Source organism: Streptomyces capillispiralis, assembly GCF_007829875.1.
GTDB classification, from domain to species: Bacteria; Actinomycetota; Actinomycetes; order Streptomycetales; family Streptomycetaceae; genus Streptomyces; species Streptomyces capillispiralis.
In genome coordinates this window covers 6,191,992-6,206,589 of record NZ_VIWV01000001.1, presented here as the reverse complement: position 1 = coordinate 6,206,589, position 14,598 = coordinate 6,191,992, and the positions used below count along the sequence as shown (strand labels likewise).

Annotated in this window: 13 protein-coding genes; 7 read left to right on the top strand and 6 right to left on the bottom strand. The window is 72.4% G+C overall.

Features of this window, described 5'->3' with window-relative positions; translation table 11 throughout:
* Positions 1-18 precede the first annotated feature (18 nt).
* The 4 genes from araD to FHX78_RS27040 all read right to left on the bottom strand — a co-directional run bounded on the left by araD (position 19) and on the right by FHX78_RS27040 (position 4,441).
* A complete protein-coding gene (gene araD, locus FHX78_RS27055; RefSeq protein ID WP_167531867.1) occupies positions 19-1,740 on the bottom strand; it encodes an L-arabinonate dehydratase in 1,722 nt (573 codons plus the stop codon).
* Positions 1,737-2,645 carry a dihydrodipicolinate synthase family protein gene (locus FHX78_RS27050; RefSeq protein ID WP_145870010.1) on the bottom strand — a complete coding sequence of 303 codons (909 nt, stop codon included), beginning with the start codon at positions 2,643-2,645 and terminating at the stop codon, positions 1,737-1,739. Before FHX78_RS27050 ends, araD begins: the two co-directional genes overlap by 4 nt.
* Positions 2,642-3,337: a GntR family transcriptional regulator gene (locus tag FHX78_RS27045; protein WP_145870009.1), complete on the bottom strand. Its 696-nt coding sequence runs from the start codon at positions 3,335-3,337 to the stop codon at positions 2,642-2,644. The genes FHX78_RS27050 and FHX78_RS27045 overlap by 4 nt, the downstream gene beginning before the upstream one ends.
* A gap of 513 nt (positions 3,338-3,850) precedes the next feature.
* Complete coding sequence (locus tag FHX78_RS27040; protein ID WP_145870008.1) at positions 3,851-4,441, bottom strand: TIGR03086 family metal-binding protein; 591 nt, start codon at positions 4,439-4,441, stop codon at positions 3,851-3,853.
* 158 nt (positions 4,442-4,599) lie between these two features.
* Here FHX78_RS27040 and FHX78_RS27035 point away from each other — a divergent pair, with 158 nt between their 5' ends.
* Positions 4,600-5,862 carry an MFS transporter gene (locus FHX78_RS27035; protein WP_145870007.1) on the top strand — a complete coding sequence of 421 codons (1,263 nt, stop codon included), beginning with the start codon at positions 4,600-4,602 and terminating at the stop codon, positions 5,860-5,862.
* A gap of 113 nt (positions 5,863-5,975) precedes the next feature.
* Here FHX78_RS27035 and FHX78_RS27030 read toward each other — a convergent pair whose 3' ends face one another.
* A complete protein-coding gene (locus FHX78_RS27030; RefSeq protein WP_145870006.1) occupies positions 5,976-7,139 on the bottom strand; it encodes a hypothetical protein in 1,164 nt (387 codons plus the stop codon).
* Positions 7,136-8,077, bottom strand: coding sequence for a 5-dehydro-4-deoxyglucarate dehydratase (locus tag FHX78_RS27025; RefSeq protein WP_145870005.1), 942 nt, complete (start codon positions 8,075-8,077; stop codon positions 7,136-7,138). The genes FHX78_RS27030 and FHX78_RS27025 overlap by 4 nt, the downstream gene beginning before the upstream one ends.
* Before the next feature lie 257 nt (positions 8,078-8,334).
* Between FHX78_RS27025 and FHX78_RS27020 the strand changes: the two genes are divergently transcribed.
* The 6 genes from FHX78_RS27020 (at position 8,335) to FHX78_RS26995 (ending at position 14,512) form a co-directional block, all read left to right on the top strand.
* Positions 8,335-9,144 (top strand): NAD-dependent epimerase/dehydratase family protein, encoded by an 810-nt coding sequence (locus FHX78_RS27020; protein WP_145870004.1) that lies wholly within the window; start codon positions 8,335-8,337, stop codon positions 9,142-9,144.
* Positions 9,145-9,490: 346 nt separating this feature from the next.
* On the top strand, positions 9,491-10,261 hold the full coding sequence (locus FHX78_RS27015; protein ID WP_145870003.1) for a DeoR/GlpR family DNA-binding transcription regulator: 771 nt from the start codon (positions 9,491-9,493) through the stop codon (positions 10,259-10,261).
* A gap of 105 nt (positions 10,262-10,366) precedes the next feature.
* On the top strand, positions 10,367-11,740 hold the full coding sequence (locus FHX78_RS27010) for an ABC transporter substrate-binding protein (RefSeq protein WP_145870002.1): 1,374 nt from the start codon (positions 10,367-10,369) through the stop codon (positions 11,738-11,740).
* Positions 11,737-12,678 carry a carbohydrate ABC transporter permease gene (locus FHX78_RS27005; RefSeq protein WP_145870001.1) on the top strand — a complete coding sequence of 314 codons (942 nt, stop codon included), beginning with the start codon at positions 11,737-11,739 and terminating at the stop codon, positions 12,676-12,678. The genes FHX78_RS27010 and FHX78_RS27005 overlap by 4 nt, the downstream gene beginning before the upstream one ends.
* Positions 12,675-13,526, top strand: a complete 852-nt coding sequence (locus tag FHX78_RS27000; protein ID WP_145870000.1) for a carbohydrate ABC transporter permease — start codon at positions 12,675-12,677, stop codon at positions 13,524-13,526. The genes FHX78_RS27005 and FHX78_RS27000 overlap by 4 nt, the downstream gene beginning before the upstream one ends.
* A complete protein-coding gene (locus FHX78_RS26995) occupies positions 13,523-14,512 on the top strand; it encodes a zinc-dependent alcohol dehydrogenase family protein (protein ID WP_145869999.1) in 990 nt (329 codons plus the stop codon). The genes FHX78_RS27000 and FHX78_RS26995 overlap by 4 nt, the downstream gene beginning before the upstream one ends.
* Positions 14,513-14,598: the final 86 nt, after the last annotated feature.

Genomic DNA, 14,598 nt, shown 5'->3' with positions numbered 1-14,598 from the left:
CCGGGACCCGACGGCCGGTCAGCCGGCGTACGGGTCCTGGACGGTGCCCGGGCGGGCGAGGAACTCGAAGTCGCAGCCGGTGTCGGCCTGGGTGATCTGCTCGTTGTAGAGCGCGCCGTAGCCGCGTTCGTAGCGGACCGGCGGCGGTGTCCAGCGCGCCCTGCGGCGCTCCAGCTCCTCGTCGTCCACGTCGAGCCGCAGGGTGCGGTTCTCGACGTCGAGGGTGATGGTGTCCCCGGTGCGCACCAGCGCCAGCGGCCCGCCGACGTACGACTCGGGGGCGACGTGCAGGACGCAGGCGCCGTAACTGGTGCCGCTCATCCGGGCGTCGGAGATCCGCACCATGTCCCGCACCCCCTGCTTGAGCAGGTGGTCGGGCAGCGGCAGCATCCCGTACTCGGGCATGCCCGGGCCGCCCTTGGGGCCGGCGTTGCGCAGCACGAGCACGCTGTCGGCGGTGATGTTCAGCGCCGGGTCGTTGATGGTCCGCTGCATCTGCCGGTAGTCGTCGAAGACCACGGCGGGACCGGTGTGCTTGAGCAGGTGGGGTTCGGCGGCGATGTGCTTGATGACGGCGCCGTCCGGGCAGAGGTTGCCGCGCAGCACGGCCACCCCGCCCTCGTCCGCGACCGGGTTGTCGCGGGGCCGGATGACGTCGTCGTCGTGCACCTGGGCGCCGGCGAGCTGCTCGCGCAGCGTGTCGTGGCAGACGGTGGGCCGGTCCAGGTGGAGCAGGTCGGGGATCCGGGAGAGGAACCCGGGCAGACCGCCGGCGAAGTGGAAGTCCTCCATCAGGTACTTCTGTCCGCCGGGCCGGACGTTGGCCAGCACCGGGACGGTGCGGGCGATGCGGTCGAAGTCGTCGAGGGTGAGCCGGACGCCGGCGCGTCCGGCCATGGCGATCAGGTGGATCACGGCGTTGGTGGAGCCGCCGAGTCCGAGGACGGTCGTCACCGCGTCCTCGAACGCGTCCGCGGTGAGGATGTCGCTCAGCTTCCGGTCCTTGTGGACCAGGTCGACGATCGTCATGCCCGCCCGCGCGGCCATCCGGTCGTGCCCGGAGTCGACGGCCGGGATGCTGGACGCGCCCGGCACCGTGACGCCGAGCGCCTCGGCGGCCGCGGTCAGCGTGGAGGCCGTGCCCATGGTCATGCAGTGGCCGGGCGAACGGGCCAGGCCGTTCTCCAGCTCCTGCATCTCGCAGTCGCCGATGAGGCCGGCCCGCTTGTCGTCCCAGTACTTCCACATGTCGGTGCCGGAACCGAGGACCTCGTTGCGCCAGTGCCCGGGGAGCATCGGCCCGGCGGGCACGAACACGGCCGGCAGGTCGGCGCTGGCCGCGCCCATCAGCAGCGCGGGCGTGGACTTGTCGCAGCCGCCCATCAGGACGGCGCCGTCGACCGGGTAGGAGCGCAGCAGTTCCTCGGTCTCCATGGCGAGGAGGTTGCGGTAGAGCATGGGGGTCGGCTTCTGGAAGGTCTCGCTGAGGGTGGAGACCGGGAACTCCAGGGGGAAGCCGCCCGCCTGCCAGACGCCCCGCTTGACGGCCTGCGCGCGGTCGCGCAGGTGGACGTGGCAGGGGTTGATGTCGGACCAGGTGTTGAGGATCGCGACGACGGGCTTGCCCAGGTGCTCCTCGGGCAGGTAGCCGAGCTGGCGGGTGCGGGCGCGGTGGCTGAAGGAGCGCAGGCCGTCGGTGCCGTACCACTGGTGGCTGCGGAGCTGCTCGGGGGACTTCATATCGACCACCCCGCGGCGATGGCGGCGACCTCGGCGCGCTCGCTCTCGGGCAGCGGTCTGCTCGGCGGGCGGACCTCGCGGCGGCACAGGCCGAGGGAGGCGAGGGCCTCCTTGACGACGGTGACGTTGTTGGCGGAGCCGTTGGCGGCGCGCAGTTCCTCGAAGCGGCGGATCTGCTCCCACACCTTCATGGCGGTCGGGTAGTCGCCGGAGCGCAGCGCCTCGATCATGTTCAGCGAGACCGACGGGGCGACGTTGACCAGTCCGGAGGTGAAGCCGGTGGCGCCGGCCGAGAAGTAGGAGGGGGCGTACGGCTCGGCGAGTCCCGCGACCCACACGAACCGTTCGAGTCCCGCGTCCCGGGCGAACGCGGCGAACTTCGACGCGTCCGGCACGGCGTACTTCACGCCGATCACGTTGGGGCACGCGTCGGCGAGTTCGGCGAGGCGGGCGCCGGTCAGCTGCGCGTTGCGGATGTAGGGGACGACGCCCAGCTCGGGCACCGCCTCGGCGATCGCGCGGTGGTAGTCGACCCAGCCGCTCTGCGAGACGTAGGGGTGGACGGGCTGGTGCACCATCACCATCTGGGCGCCGAGTTCACGGGCGTGGCGCGCGGAGGCGACGGCGGTGGGCACGTCGTGGCCCACACCCACCAGGATCGCCGAGCGTCCGCCGGCCTCCTCGACGGTCAGCTCGGTGACCAGACGGCGCTCGTCGGGCGTCAGGGCGTAGAACTCACCGGTGTTGCCGTTCGGCGTGAGGGTCGTGATGCCACCGTCGAGGAGACGACGCAGCAGGGCCCGGTAGGTGCCGGGGTCGACCGTGCCGTCCTCGGCGAACGGGGTCACCGGGATCGCCACCACGTCGGCCAGGGCCGCCCGCTGGGTCTCGAACGTCGTTGTCATGCCTGACCGTCCTCTTTCTGGGCTTCCGGGGCGTCCCCGGCCTCCGGGGTGTCGAACCCCGCTTCGGGGAACGCCCGCCGCACGAACGACGCGATGTGCGAGTGCAGGGCGCGCGCCGCGCCGTCCGCGTCGCCGTCGAGGGCGAGCCGCAGGATCTCCCGGTGCTCGCTCGCCTCCCGCTCCCAGGAGGGGTCGGCGGCCCAGGCGACGGCCGAGACGAGGGCGGCCTGGTCGCGGACCTCGTCGAGCATCCGGCCGAGCAGCGGGTTGCCGCACGGCACGTACAGGGCGCGGTGGAACGCGCGGTTGGCCAGGGAGCGTTCGGCGGTGTCGGTGGCCCCGTCGGCACGGGTCAGCGCGTCGCGCGCGGCGTCCAGGGAGGCGCCGCGGCGGACGGCGCGCTTGAGCGCCTCGGGTTCGAGGAGCAGCCGCACGTCGTAGACCTCGCGCGCCATGTCCGCGTCGACCATGCGCACCGTGACGCCCTTGTACTGGCTCATCACGACCAGACCGGTGCCGGCCAGGGTCTTGAGCGCCTCGCGCACCGGGGTCTTGGAGACCCCGAACTGTGCGGCGAGGTCGGTCTCGACCAGGGCCTGGCCCGGTGTGAACCGGCCGGTGAGTATGCGGCGTTTGATCTCCTCCAGCACGTACTGCGTGCGGGAGGGGATCGGCGTGGGCACAGAGGTCATGCGCGCCTCTCGGATGTCGCGGAGCTGATCTCGCGTATCGCGTCTCATATATGACGTACGAAGTACGACGCGATGACCGTAGGAGTGGCCCGGGGTTTCGTCAATGCTTCCGACAGGAGAAGTTGTCGTTGCTTCCCACGGGGCGGAAGCGACCCTGCGCGACCGCGACGGCACGGAGGGCACGCTTCCGTGCGCCGGACGTCCGCGTTCGCGGATGCGATGCCGGTCGGTGCCGTCCGGGAGGGGTGGACGTGAAGGGGCGCGGTGGCAGCGGTGGTTGGCGTGGCGGTGCGCGCCCCCGCGATGGTGTGCCTTCGCGACGTGGTGAACGCGGTGGGTCCTGGCGGTCCTGCGCGGTCGGTGCCCGGTCCGCCCCCGAAAGACCGCGCCCCGCCCGTCCGCGTCGGGCGCGGGCGGGCGGGGAGCGGTGGGTGTGCGGGGTGCGGGGTGGGGGCGGTGGGCGCTCGGGGGGTGATGGAGGGCACCGCCCCGGGGCGGGTCGGACGGGGTGCGTCAGACGGGGCGCGTCCAGTGGGGGTCGCGGCCGCTCAGCCCGACCGTGCGGTCCAGGAGCGGGGCGTCGGACGGGACGGGGACGACGGGGCCGAAGATGTCGCCCCGGTCGGCCTCCTCGGCCGCCGCGGCGAGGAAGTCGTGCGTCGCGCGCAGGGCGGCGGGGTCGGGGGTGTAGTCCTGGCCGGTCGCGCGGGCCAGGTCCCAGCCGTGGGTCACCAGTTCGTCGATGACGACGGCACCGGCGACCTCGCCCGGGAGGTCCACGCCCCCGGCCCTGGTCATACCGGTCCAGGCGGCCGGGTCCCGCCACACCTCGGCCAGTTCGTCGAGCGCCTTGGGCAGGTCCTCGCGCCAGCCGGGGCCGATGTCCGGCACGGCGGCGTCCGGGCGGGTGTCGGTGGTGACGCCGAGGTCCTTGCGCCCCGCGTCGCGGAAGGCGACGGCCAGCCCGATGAGGTGACCCAGCAGGTGGTGCACCGCGTAGTCCGGGCAGGGCGTGCCGTCGGCCAGCTGCTCGTCCGTGACGCCTTCCGCGAGGCGGGCCACGATCCGCGCCTGCGGTCCGAGGTCGAGGGGGGTGTCGGTCATCGGGTGCCTTCCGTCGTCGTGTCCCGGTGAGGTGCGCACCGGGCTGTCCCACGGGAAGTGAGACCGATGCGGGCCGCGGAACTCATCGCTCGCCCGTCCCCGGTCCTGGGCACTTTCCCGATCCGCGCGGGCGGTCCTTAGACCCACGATGGCCAGGCATGACGACCGAGCAGACCAAGAAGACCGACAGGGCCGGCCGGCCGGTGGCACGCGTGGTGCGGGACCGCGACGCCGCACTCTGTCTCGCCGGGGTGGTGATCTCGGGCTTCGGCACCTCCGCGCTGTGGCTCGCCTCCGGAGTGTGGGTGAAGGACCTCACCGGCTCGGACGGCCTGGCGGCCCTGTGCATGCTGGCGATGTGGGCGCCCACCCTGGCCGGCCCGCTGCTGGGCACGCTCGCCGACCGGACCCGCCGCAAGCCGCTGCTGATCGGCGCGAGCCTGCTCATGGCGGCGCTCCTGCTGACGCTGTGCGCCGTGGACCCGCCGCACGTGCTGTGGCTGCTGTACGCGGTGCTGTGCGTGTACGGCGCGGCGGGCGTCGTCCACGACGCGGCCGAGTCCGCGCTGATCGCGACCGCCGTGGACCGCTCGCTGCTCGGCGACTTCAACGGGCTGCGGATGACCGCCAACGAGGGCGTGAAGCTGCTGGCCCCGCTGGCGGGAGCGGGCCTGTACGCCGCGTACGGCGGGCCCGGCGTGGCCCTCCTGGACGCGCTCACCTTCCTGCTCGCCGCCGTCGTCTACGCGTTCCTGCGCGTCCCGGCGGACCGTCCCGTGCCGCCGGCGGGCAGCCGCCGGGCGCGGACGGTCGAGGGCGCCCGCTTCCTGTGGTCGCATCCGGGGCTGCGCCCGCTGGTGCGGGCGGGCGGCGCCACGATGCTGTGCGCGGGGCTGAGCGGCGCGCTCGTCCACGCGGTGGTCGACGACCTCGGCCACTCCCCCGCGTACGCCGGTGTGCTCTACGCCGTGCAGGGCGCCGGGTCGGTGACCGTCGGGGTGCTCGCCGGCCCGGCCCTGCGCCGTGTCGGCGCACGGCGCTTCGCGGCGTACGGCATCGCCCTCCTGGCCGCCGCGGTGGCGCTGCGCGCGGTGCCGTCGGACCCGCTGGCGTGGGCGTGCAGCGCGGCCATCGGGGCGGGCCTGCCGGCGGTGCTGATCGCCACGCTGACCGCCGTGCAGCGGGCGACCCCGGGTCCGCTGCTGGGCCGGGTCACCGCCACCGCCAACACCCTGGTGTTCGCCCCGAACGTGCTGGGCCTGGCGGCGGGCGCGGCCCTGGTCGAACTCGTCGGCCACCGGCTGCCGCTGGCCGCCCTCGGATGCGCCCTGGCCGCGACGGCGGCAACCCTGCGGCACGCCGACCCGGCACACCCCGAGCCCGCCGCGTCCGGCACCCCGTCCGACGGCAGCCCGACGTGACACGGCCCCCGGCACGCCCCTGGAGCCGCCATGCCCCGGCGCCCGCCCCGGCCGGAGCCCACCGGGCCCCAGGCGCCCCCGGAGCCGCCCGCCCCGGCACGCGCCCCCTCACCTCACAGCCCGGCGAGGGCCCCCCGCACCGCCTCCAGGTCCTCGTCCGACGCCAGCCCGGCGTGGTAGAGGCGCAGTTCGGTGGCGCCCAGGCGGAGGGCCTCGGACGCGTCGGCCGCGAGGGTGGCGGGGCTGCCGCCCATGCCGGAGACCACGGTGAAGTTGGCGGCGAGGACGGCGCCCTCGCGGTGCTGCGCGGCGAACGGCGTCAGCAGGCCGGCCCCTCCGGTGCAGGGCACGACCACGCCGTCGGCGACGGAGAGGATGTGCGCGGGGTCGACACCCGCGTTGGCGCCGCAGTGGTGGGAGACCGGATCGGCGTGCAGCAGCACCTGGAACCCCTCGGGCGCGGCCCGTCGTACGGCGGTGACCGCCGCCTCCTGCAGCGTGCGGGCGGTCAGGTCGCGCCAGGCGCGCGTGGCGTGCGCCGGCGCCTCGCCGAGCAGCTTCTCGACCCCCGCCCAGCCGCCGTCGGAGGGGGCGCCGCGCCACACCGGTTCCAGCGCGGCCCGTACGGCGGCGGCCAGTTCACCGGCGTCCAGGCCCTGGGCGGCGTAGCCGTCGCGGCAGGCCGGGCAGAAGCACAGGGACATCAGGTACTGCCCGGCGTCCCCGAGCCCGACCCCGGCGGTCTTGTCGTGGGCGTGCAGATGGGCCAGCCCGTACCAGCCGAGGGACTCCAGTTCGGTGCCGCTCGCCCCGGGACGCACCGCCGCCTCGGCGGCCAGCGAGGTCAGGTAGGCGCGGGTGGCGGGCTGCGCGATGCACGGCGCCCACGGGTAGCGGTCGCCGTAGGCGTTGACCACCGAGGTGTCCGGATGCTCGGCGCCCAGGCGGGAGTTGTGCGCGAGCACCACCCAGGTGTGCACGTCGAGACCGGCGTCCGCGAGCGCGGCGGCGGCCTCGCCGAAGGCGTCGCCCGGCGCCCAGTCGCCGGCCGCGTACGGGCGCAGGGTGCGCCCGGACCAGCGGTCGTCCACCGGGTAGAGCACGGCCGCGTGTTCGGCGGTGACGACGCGGTGGCGCGGATGGCGGGGGGTCAGGGCGCGCGTGGAGTGGTAGGCGGAGGCGAGCGTGACCTGCGCCGTGCCGAGCGCGGCGATCCGCGCGGGCGCCTCCGGGTCCCCGTTGACGTCCCAGGGGTAGACGAATGCCGACGCCTTCACCGGTCCTCCTCCAGCAGTGCCTGTCCCCGCTCGATCAGCCGGGCGAGTTGCTCGACATGATCCCCGGACGGTTCGTGCAGCGGCGGCCGCACCTCCCCCACGTCGAGGCCGCGCATCCGTACGGCGGCCTTGACCAGGGAGACGGCGTAGCCGGGGCCCTGGGCGCGCAGGTTGGCGAACGGCCGGTAGAAGCCGTCGATCAGCCGGTTCGCGGTGGCGTCGTCGCCGGTGCGGAAGGCGGTGTGGCAGGCGAGGGCGATCTCGGGGGCGAAGCAGAACGCCGCGGAGGAGTAGAGGGGGACGCCGATGCCGCGGTAGGCGAGCTGGGTCAGCTCGGCGGTGGGCAGTCCGTTGAAGTAGAGGAAGTCCCCGGGTACCTCGGTGCGCACGGCGCTGACGGTCCGCTGCATCAGGTCGAGGTCGCCGTGGCCGTCCTTGAAGCCGATGATGCCGTCGGTGCGGGCCAGTTCGACGACGGTCCGCGGGGTGAGGACGGCGTTGTCCCGCTGGTAGACGATCACCGGCAGGGAGGTGGCGGCGGCGAGTTCCCGGTAGTGCCGCAGCAGTCCCTCCTGCGCCGCCCGGACCAGGTACGGCGGCATGGCGAGCAGTCCGTCGGCCCCGGCGCGCTCGGCCAGCCGGGCGTAGCGCACGGCGAGCGCCGTGCCGTAGCCGGCGCCGGCGACGACCGGGACGCGTCCCTCGGCGGCCTCCACGGCGGCCCGTACGCAGGTCTCGAACTCCTCGGGCGTCAGCGCGTGGAACTCACCGGTGCCGCAGCAGGCGAAGACGGCGGCGGCTCCGGCCTCCACCCCGCGCCGCACGTGCAGCCGGTAGGTGTCGGGGTCGACGGCGCCGTCGGGCCCGTAGGCGGTGACCGGGAAGAACAACGGCCCGCTGGGGACACCGAGTCGGGCGGCGAGAGGGGCTGGCGTCACAAGCTCTCCCAGGTCCATATTCATGATTCACGTCCATATTCCTGAACATGTACACGCTAAGACGCCCCGGGGACCACGGTCAAGCACCGCAACCCACCACACACCAGCGGATTCTCGCGTTCCGCGGGAAGTCGCGGCACACTTGACGGGTCACACCCCACCTCCTTAGCGTGTCCACGAATATGAATGCCGTGCGCCCATGTACACGCACGCCCATATGTACGGCCGCCCGGCCGGCGATGCAAGGAGACCCGAGGATGCCCGCTCCCCGCACCGTTCTGCTCACCGGCGCCGCCGGAGGACTCGGCACCCTGATGCGGGGCCTGCTCCCGGACCACGGCTACGCGCTGCGCCTGCTCGACCTGCGCCCGATCGACGGCGAGCCGGACGCGGTCGTCGCCGACCTCGCCGACCGCGAGGCCGTGCGCGAGGCGGTCCGCGGCGTCGACGCGATCATCCACCTCGCGGGCATCTCCCTGGAAGCCTCCTTCGACAAGATCCTCAAGGCCAACATCGAGGGCACGTACAACCTGTACGAGGCCGCCCGCGAGGAGGGCGTCCGGCGCATCGTCTTCGCCTCCTCCAACCACGCCGTCGGCTACACCCCGCGCCCGCGGGGCGACGACCCGCTGATCCCGGTCGACACCCCGCGCCGCCCGGACACCTTCTACGGCCTGTCCAAGTGCTTCGGCGAGGACCTGGCCCAGCTCTACTGGGACAAGCACGGCATCGAGACCGTCTCCGTGCGCATCGGCTCCTGCTTCCCCGAACCGACGAGCGTGCGCATGCTCTCGGTGTGGATGAGCCCCGCCGACGGCGCCCGCCTCTTCCACGCGGCCCTGACCGCCGAGGACGTCGGCCACACCGTGGTCCACGGCTCCTCCGCCAACACCCGCCTGTGGTGGGACCTCACCTCCGCGCGGGCGCTCGGCTACGCACCGCAGGACGACTCCGAGGTGTTCGCCGAGAAGCTGATCGCCGAGCAGGGCGAACTGGACCCGGACAACCCGGCGCACGCCCGCCTGGGCGGCCACTTCGTCACCGACCCGCCCATCTGGCCGTACTGAGCACCCACCGGACGCCCCCACGGCGTCCACCTCACGCGCCCCCACCGCACACGACTTCCCCACGCCTCCGCGCGCCCGGTCGGCGTGAAATGGACGGTCGCACCGGCGTGCGGGCATCGAACGGACCCGTTCGACACCCCAAACGGGCAGACCCACTGCCCGCTTCGCCGCGCCCACCCGCCCTTTTCCTGGTCCGGGCCAGGCACGGCCCGGGTCGAACGGGCACAACCGGGCAGGACCGGGTTCCCAACAGGCCTGGTCAGCACCGAGCACCCGCTGTAGAACTTCCTGCATGGGCCCCACCGGGCCCGAACGGGCAGTGAGATCAGGAAGCAGGTGTCCGTCCATGAGCAACAGGACGGCCGAAGAGCGCCAGCGGGAGATCGTGCGGGTGGCGCGCGCCACCGGTTCGGTCGACGTCACGGCGCTCGCCGTCGAACTGGGCGTGGCCAAGGAGACCGTACGACGGGATCTGCGCGCACTGGAGGACCACGGTCTGGTGCGCCGCACCCACGGCGGCGCCTACCCCGTGGAGAGCGCCGGCTTCGAGACGACCCTCGCCTTCCGTGCCACCAGCCACGTGCCCGAGAAGCGCAGGGTCGCCACCGCCGCGGCCGAGCTGCTCGGGGACGCGGAGACGGTCTTCGTCGACGAGGGCTTCACCCCCCAGCTCATCGCCGAGGCCCTGCCCACCGACCGGCCGCTCACCGTGGTCACCGCGTCCCTCCCGGTCGCGGGCGCGCTCGCGGAGAGCGGCACCGCGTCCGTCCTGCTGCTCGGCGGCCGGGTCCGTTCCGGGACCCTCGCCACCGTCGACCACTGGACGACGAAGATGCTCTCCGGTTTCGTCATCGACCTGGCGTTCATCGGCGCCAACGGCATCTCCCGCGAACACGGTCTGACCACGCCCGACCCGGCGGTCAGCGAGGTCAAGGCACAGGCGGTCCGGGCCGCCCGCCGGGTGGTGTTCGCCGGCGTCCACACCAAGTTCGGGGCGGTCAGCTTCTGCCGGTTCGCCGAGGTCGGCGCGCTGGAGGCGATCGTCACGAGCACCCTGCTGCCGGCCGCCGAGGCCCACCGCTACTCCCTGCTCGGACCCCAGGTCATCCGGGTCTGAGCCGCATTCAGCAGGTCGGTACATCACCACATGATTCACATCCCTCCGGGGCGGAGCCATGCCCGGTTACGCCCCGCAATCCCCCTATACGTCCAGGAGCGATCCATGCGAACCCAGAGCCGACGGAGGCCGCCGCGAGCCACACTCGCCGCGGTCGCCGCAGGGACGCTGCTCGCCCCGCTGCTCTCCGGCTGCTGGGTCGGAGCGGGCGGGGCAGGATCCGGCGGTGACTCCGTCAACGTCCTGATGGTCAACAACCCGCAGATGGTCGAACTGCAGAAGCTGACCGCCGAGCACTTCACCAAGGACACCGGTATCAAGGTGAACTTCACCGTGCTGCCGGAGAACGACGTCCGCGACAAGATCAGCCAGGACTTCGCCAACCAGGCCGGCCAGTACGACGTGGCCACGCTGTCCAACTACGAGATCCCCATCTACGCCCGCAACGGCTGGCTCAAGGAGATGGACCCCTACGTCGCCAAGGACAAGGCGTACGACGAGCAGGACGTCCTCAAGCCGATGCGCCAGTCCCTCACCGGCGACGACGGCAAGCTCTACGGCCAGCCCTTCTACGGCGAGTCCTCCTTCCTGATGTACCGCAAGGACATCTTCGAGAAGGAGGGCCTGACCATGCCCGAGAAGCCCACCTGGCAGCAGGTGGCCGGCCTCGCCGCCGAACTCGACGGCGCCGAACCGGGCATGAAGGGCATCTGCCTGCGCGGCCTGCCCGGCTGGGGCGAGGTGATGGCCCCGCTCACCACCGTGGTCAATACCTTCGGCGGCACCTGGTTCGACAAGGACTGGAAGGCCCGCCTCGACTCCCCCGAGTTCGAGAAGGCGACGAAGTTCTATGTCGACCTGGTCCGTGAGCACGGTGAGTCCGGCGCCGCCCAGGCCGGCTTCGCCGAGTGCCTGAACAACATGACCCAGGGCAAGGTCGCCATGTGGTACGACGCCACCTCCGCGGCCGGTTCCCTGGAGGCCGCCAAGTCCCCCGTCCAGGGCAAGGTCGGCTACGCCCCCGCGCCCGTGGAGAAGACCGAGTCGTCCGGCTGGCTCTACACCTGGGCCTGGGGCATCCAGAACGCCTCCCGCAACCCCGACAACGCCTGGAAGTTCGTCTCCTGGGCGTCCAGCAAGGAGTACGAGCAGCTGGTCGGCGAGGAGTTCGGCTGGTCCAACATCCCGGCCGGCAAGCGCGCCTCCACCTACTCCAACCCCGATTACCGCGCGGAGGCCGCCGCCTTCCAGGAGATGACCAAGGAGGCCATCGAGAAGGCCCGGCCCGACGACCCCGGCGTCCAGCCCCGCCCGGCGCCCGGCATCCAGTTCGTCGGCATCCCCGAGTTCACCGACCTCGGCACCAAGGTCTCCCAGGAGATCAGCGCGGCCATCGCCGGACGCCAGTCCGTCGAATCGGCCCTGAAGAAGTCCCAGCAGCTCGCAGAAGAGATCTCCGAGGAGTACGAGGGACGATGACCGCCACGACAACGGCCCCCGTGGCCGCACCGGAGACCCGCTCCACCCCCCGCCCGCCCTCCGCCCGGCTGCGCGCCTGGGCCACCCGGGCGCCCCTGCTGCCCGCCCTGATCTTCATGATCGCGGTCACCCAGCTGCCCTTCGTGGCGACCCTGGTGATCTCCTTCTTCGACTGGAACTCCCTGTATCCCGACGCCCGGCACTTCGCCGGCTTCGAGAACTACCAGGAGGTCCTCACCGACGCGGCGCTGCGCAAGTCCGTCTGGACGACGATCCTGCTGACCGTCGCGGTGGTGCTCGCCAGCCTCGTCCTCGGACTGCTCCTCGCCCTGCTGCTGGACCGCAGGTTCCGCGGCCGTGGCATCGTCCGCACCCTGCTCATCGCCCCCTTCCTGGTGGTCCCGGTGGCGGCGGCCCTGCTGTGGAAGCACGTCCTCTACAACCCGGAGTACGGCCTCCTCAACGGCCTGCTGCACTACGTCGGCGGCCCCCAGCCCGACTGGATCAGCAACACCCCGCTGCTCGCCGTCGAGGCCTCGCTGGTGTGGCAGTGGACCCCGTTCATGATGCTGATCCTGCTCGCCGGACTGCAGAGCCGGGACCAGCAGCAGCTGGAGGCGGCCCGGGTCGACGGCGCGAGCGACTGGCAGATCTTCGTCCACCTGACCCTGCCCCACCTGCGCCGCTACCTCGAACTGGGCGCCCTGCTCGGCTCGATCTACATCGTGCAGAACTTCGACGCGGTCTTCACGATCACGTCCGGCGGTCTGGGCACCGCCAACCTGCCCTACACCGTCTACCAGACCTTCTACCAGGCCCACGAGAACGGCCTCGCCTCGGCGGCCGGCGTCCTGGTCGTCATCGGCTCGATCATCATCGCGACCTTCGCCCTGCGCGTGGTGTCGTCCCTGTTCCGCGAGGAGGTGTCCCGCGCATGAGCAGCATCGCCGTACGCACCCGCGGCCGGTTCCGCAACGGAGCGGGTCTTGGTCTGGTCGCCTGGCTGGCCGGAATCGTGTTCTTCCTGCCCATCGCCTGGATGGCCCTGACGTCCTTCCACTCCGAGGCGGACGCGGCCACCAACCCGCCGTCCTTCACCGCCGCCCTCACCCTCGACGGCTACCGCGAGTTCTTCGGCGCGGGCGGCGGTGCGAGCCCCTGGCCGGCCCTGATCAACTCCGCCGTGGCGTCCGTCGCCTCGACGCTGCTGGTCCTGCTGCTGGCCCTCCCGGCGGCCTACGCGCTGTCCATCCGCCCGGTGAAGAAGTGGACGGACGTCCTCTTCTTCTTCCTCTCCACCAAGATGCTGCCCGTCGTGGCCGGTCTGCTGCCGATCTACCTGTTCGCCAAGAACACGGACATGCTCGACAACATCTGGCTGCTGGTCCTCCTCTACACCTCCATGAACCTGCCGATCGCGGTGTGGATGATGCAGTCCTTCCTCGCCGAGGTCCCGGTCGCGATCATCGAGGCCGCGCGGGTGGACGGCGCGAAGCTGCCGACGATCCTGGCCCGGGTGGTCGCGCCCATCGCGCTCCCCGGCATCGCGGCGACCTCCCTCATCTGCTTCATCTTCAGCTGGAACGAACTGCTGTTCGCCAGGGTCCTGACGGGCGTGGTGGCCGAGACCGCCCCCGTCTTCCTGACCGGCTTCATCACCAGCCAGGGCCTGTTCCTGGCCAAGGTGTGCGCCGCGTCGCTCGTCATCTCCCTGCCGGTGCTCGCCGCGGGGTTCGCCGCCCAGGACAAACTCGTCCAGGGCCTGTCGTTGGGAGCCGTGAAATGAAGGCCGCCGTCATCGAGTCCGTGGGGAAGGCCGTCGTCACCGAGGTCCCCGACCCGACGCCCGGGCCGCGTGACGTCGTCGTCGAGGTCGCGGCCTGCGGTCTGTGCGGCACCGATCTGCACATCCTCCAGGGCGAGTTCGCCCCGAAGCTCCCGATCGTGCCGGGGCACGAGTTCGCCGGCGAGGTGGTCGCCGTCGGTGCCCAGGTCACGGAGGTCGCGGTCGGCGACCAGGTCGCGGTGGACCCCTCCCTCTACTGCTACGAGTGCCGCTACTGCCGCAACGGCCACAACAACCTCTGCGAACGCTGGGCGGCGATCGGTGTCACCACGGCCGGCGGCGCGGCCCAGTACGCGATGGCCCCGGTGGCGAACTGCGTCAAGCTCCCCGAGCACGTCCGCACCCAGGACGCGGCGCTGATCGAGCCCCTCTCCTGCGCGGTGCGCGGCTACGACGTGCTCCAGTCCCGCCTCGGCGCCCATGTGCTGATCTACGGCTCCGGAACCATGGGGCTGATGATGCTGGAGCTGGCCAAGCGCACCGGCGCGGCCAGCGTGGACATGGTGGACCTCAACCCGACGCGTCTGGAGACCGCCCGAAAGCTGGGCGTCTCGGCGTCGGCCGCCACCCCGGACGAGCTGGACCGCCCCCAGGGCTGGGACCTCGTCATCGACGCGACCGGCAACGCGGCGGCGATCCAGGACGGTCTGGACCGGGTGGCCAAGGCGGGCACCTTCCTCCAGTTCGGTGTCGCCGACTACGCGACGCGCGTGACGATCGACCCGTACCGGATCTACAACCAGGAGATCACCATCACGGGTTCGATGGCCGTGCTGCACAGCTTCGAGCGGGCGGCGGAGCTGTTCGCGAACGGCGTGCTCGACCCGGACGTCTTCATCAGCGACCGCATCCCGCTGGACCGCTACCCGCAGGCGCTGGAGCAGTTCGCCGCGGGCGTGGGCAGGAAGATCGTGGTGGTGCCGTAGGGTTCCCCGCCCGCGCCGCCCTTCCCTCCCGGAGGGCGGCGCCCGCCCCGTCGGACGCCGGACGGACTGGTCCCCCGCCAGCCCGT

Bases quoted from the DNA above. Each gene is read 5' to 3' on its own strand.
- araD (WP_167531867.1), bottom strand. From the start codon at position 1,740: ATGAAGTCCCCCGAGCAGCTCCGCAGCCACCAGTGGTACGGCACCGAC.
- FHX78_RS27050 (WP_145870010.1), bottom strand. From the start codon at position 2,645: ATGACAACGACGTTCGAGACCCAGCGGGCGGCCCTGGCCGACGTGGTG.
- FHX78_RS27045 (WP_145870009.1), bottom strand. From the start codon at position 3,337: ATGACCTCTGTGCCCACGCCGATCCCCTCCCGCACGCAGTACGTGCTG.
- FHX78_RS27040 (WP_145870008.1), bottom strand. From the start codon at position 4,441: ATGACCGACACCCCCCTCGACCTCGGACCGCAGGCGCGGATCGTGGCC.
- FHX78_RS27035 (WP_145870007.1), top strand. From the start codon at position 4,600: ATGACGACCGAGCAGACCAAGAAGACCGACAGGGCCGGCCGGCCGGTG.
- FHX78_RS27020 (WP_145870004.1), top strand. From the start codon at position 8,335: ATGCCCGCTCCCCGCACCGTTCTGCTCACCGGCGCCGCCGGAGGACTC.
- FHX78_RS27015 (WP_145870003.1), top strand. From the start codon at position 9,491: ATGAGCAACAGGACGGCCGAAGAGCGCCAGCGGGAGATCGTGCGGGTG.
- FHX78_RS27010 (WP_145870002.1), top strand. From the start codon at position 10,367: ATGCGAACCCAGAGCCGACGGAGGCCGCCGCGAGCCACACTCGCCGCG.
- FHX78_RS27005 (WP_145870001.1), top strand. From the start codon at position 11,737: ATGACCGCCACGACAACGGCCCCCGTGGCCGCACCGGAGACCCGCTCC.
- FHX78_RS27000 (WP_145870000.1), top strand. From the start codon at position 12,675: ATGAGCAGCATCGCCGTACGCACCCGCGGCCGGTTCCGCAACGGAGCG.
- FHX78_RS26995 (WP_145869999.1), top strand. From the start codon at position 13,523: ATGAAGGCCGCCGTCATCGAGTCCGTGGGGAAGGCCGTCGTCACCGAG.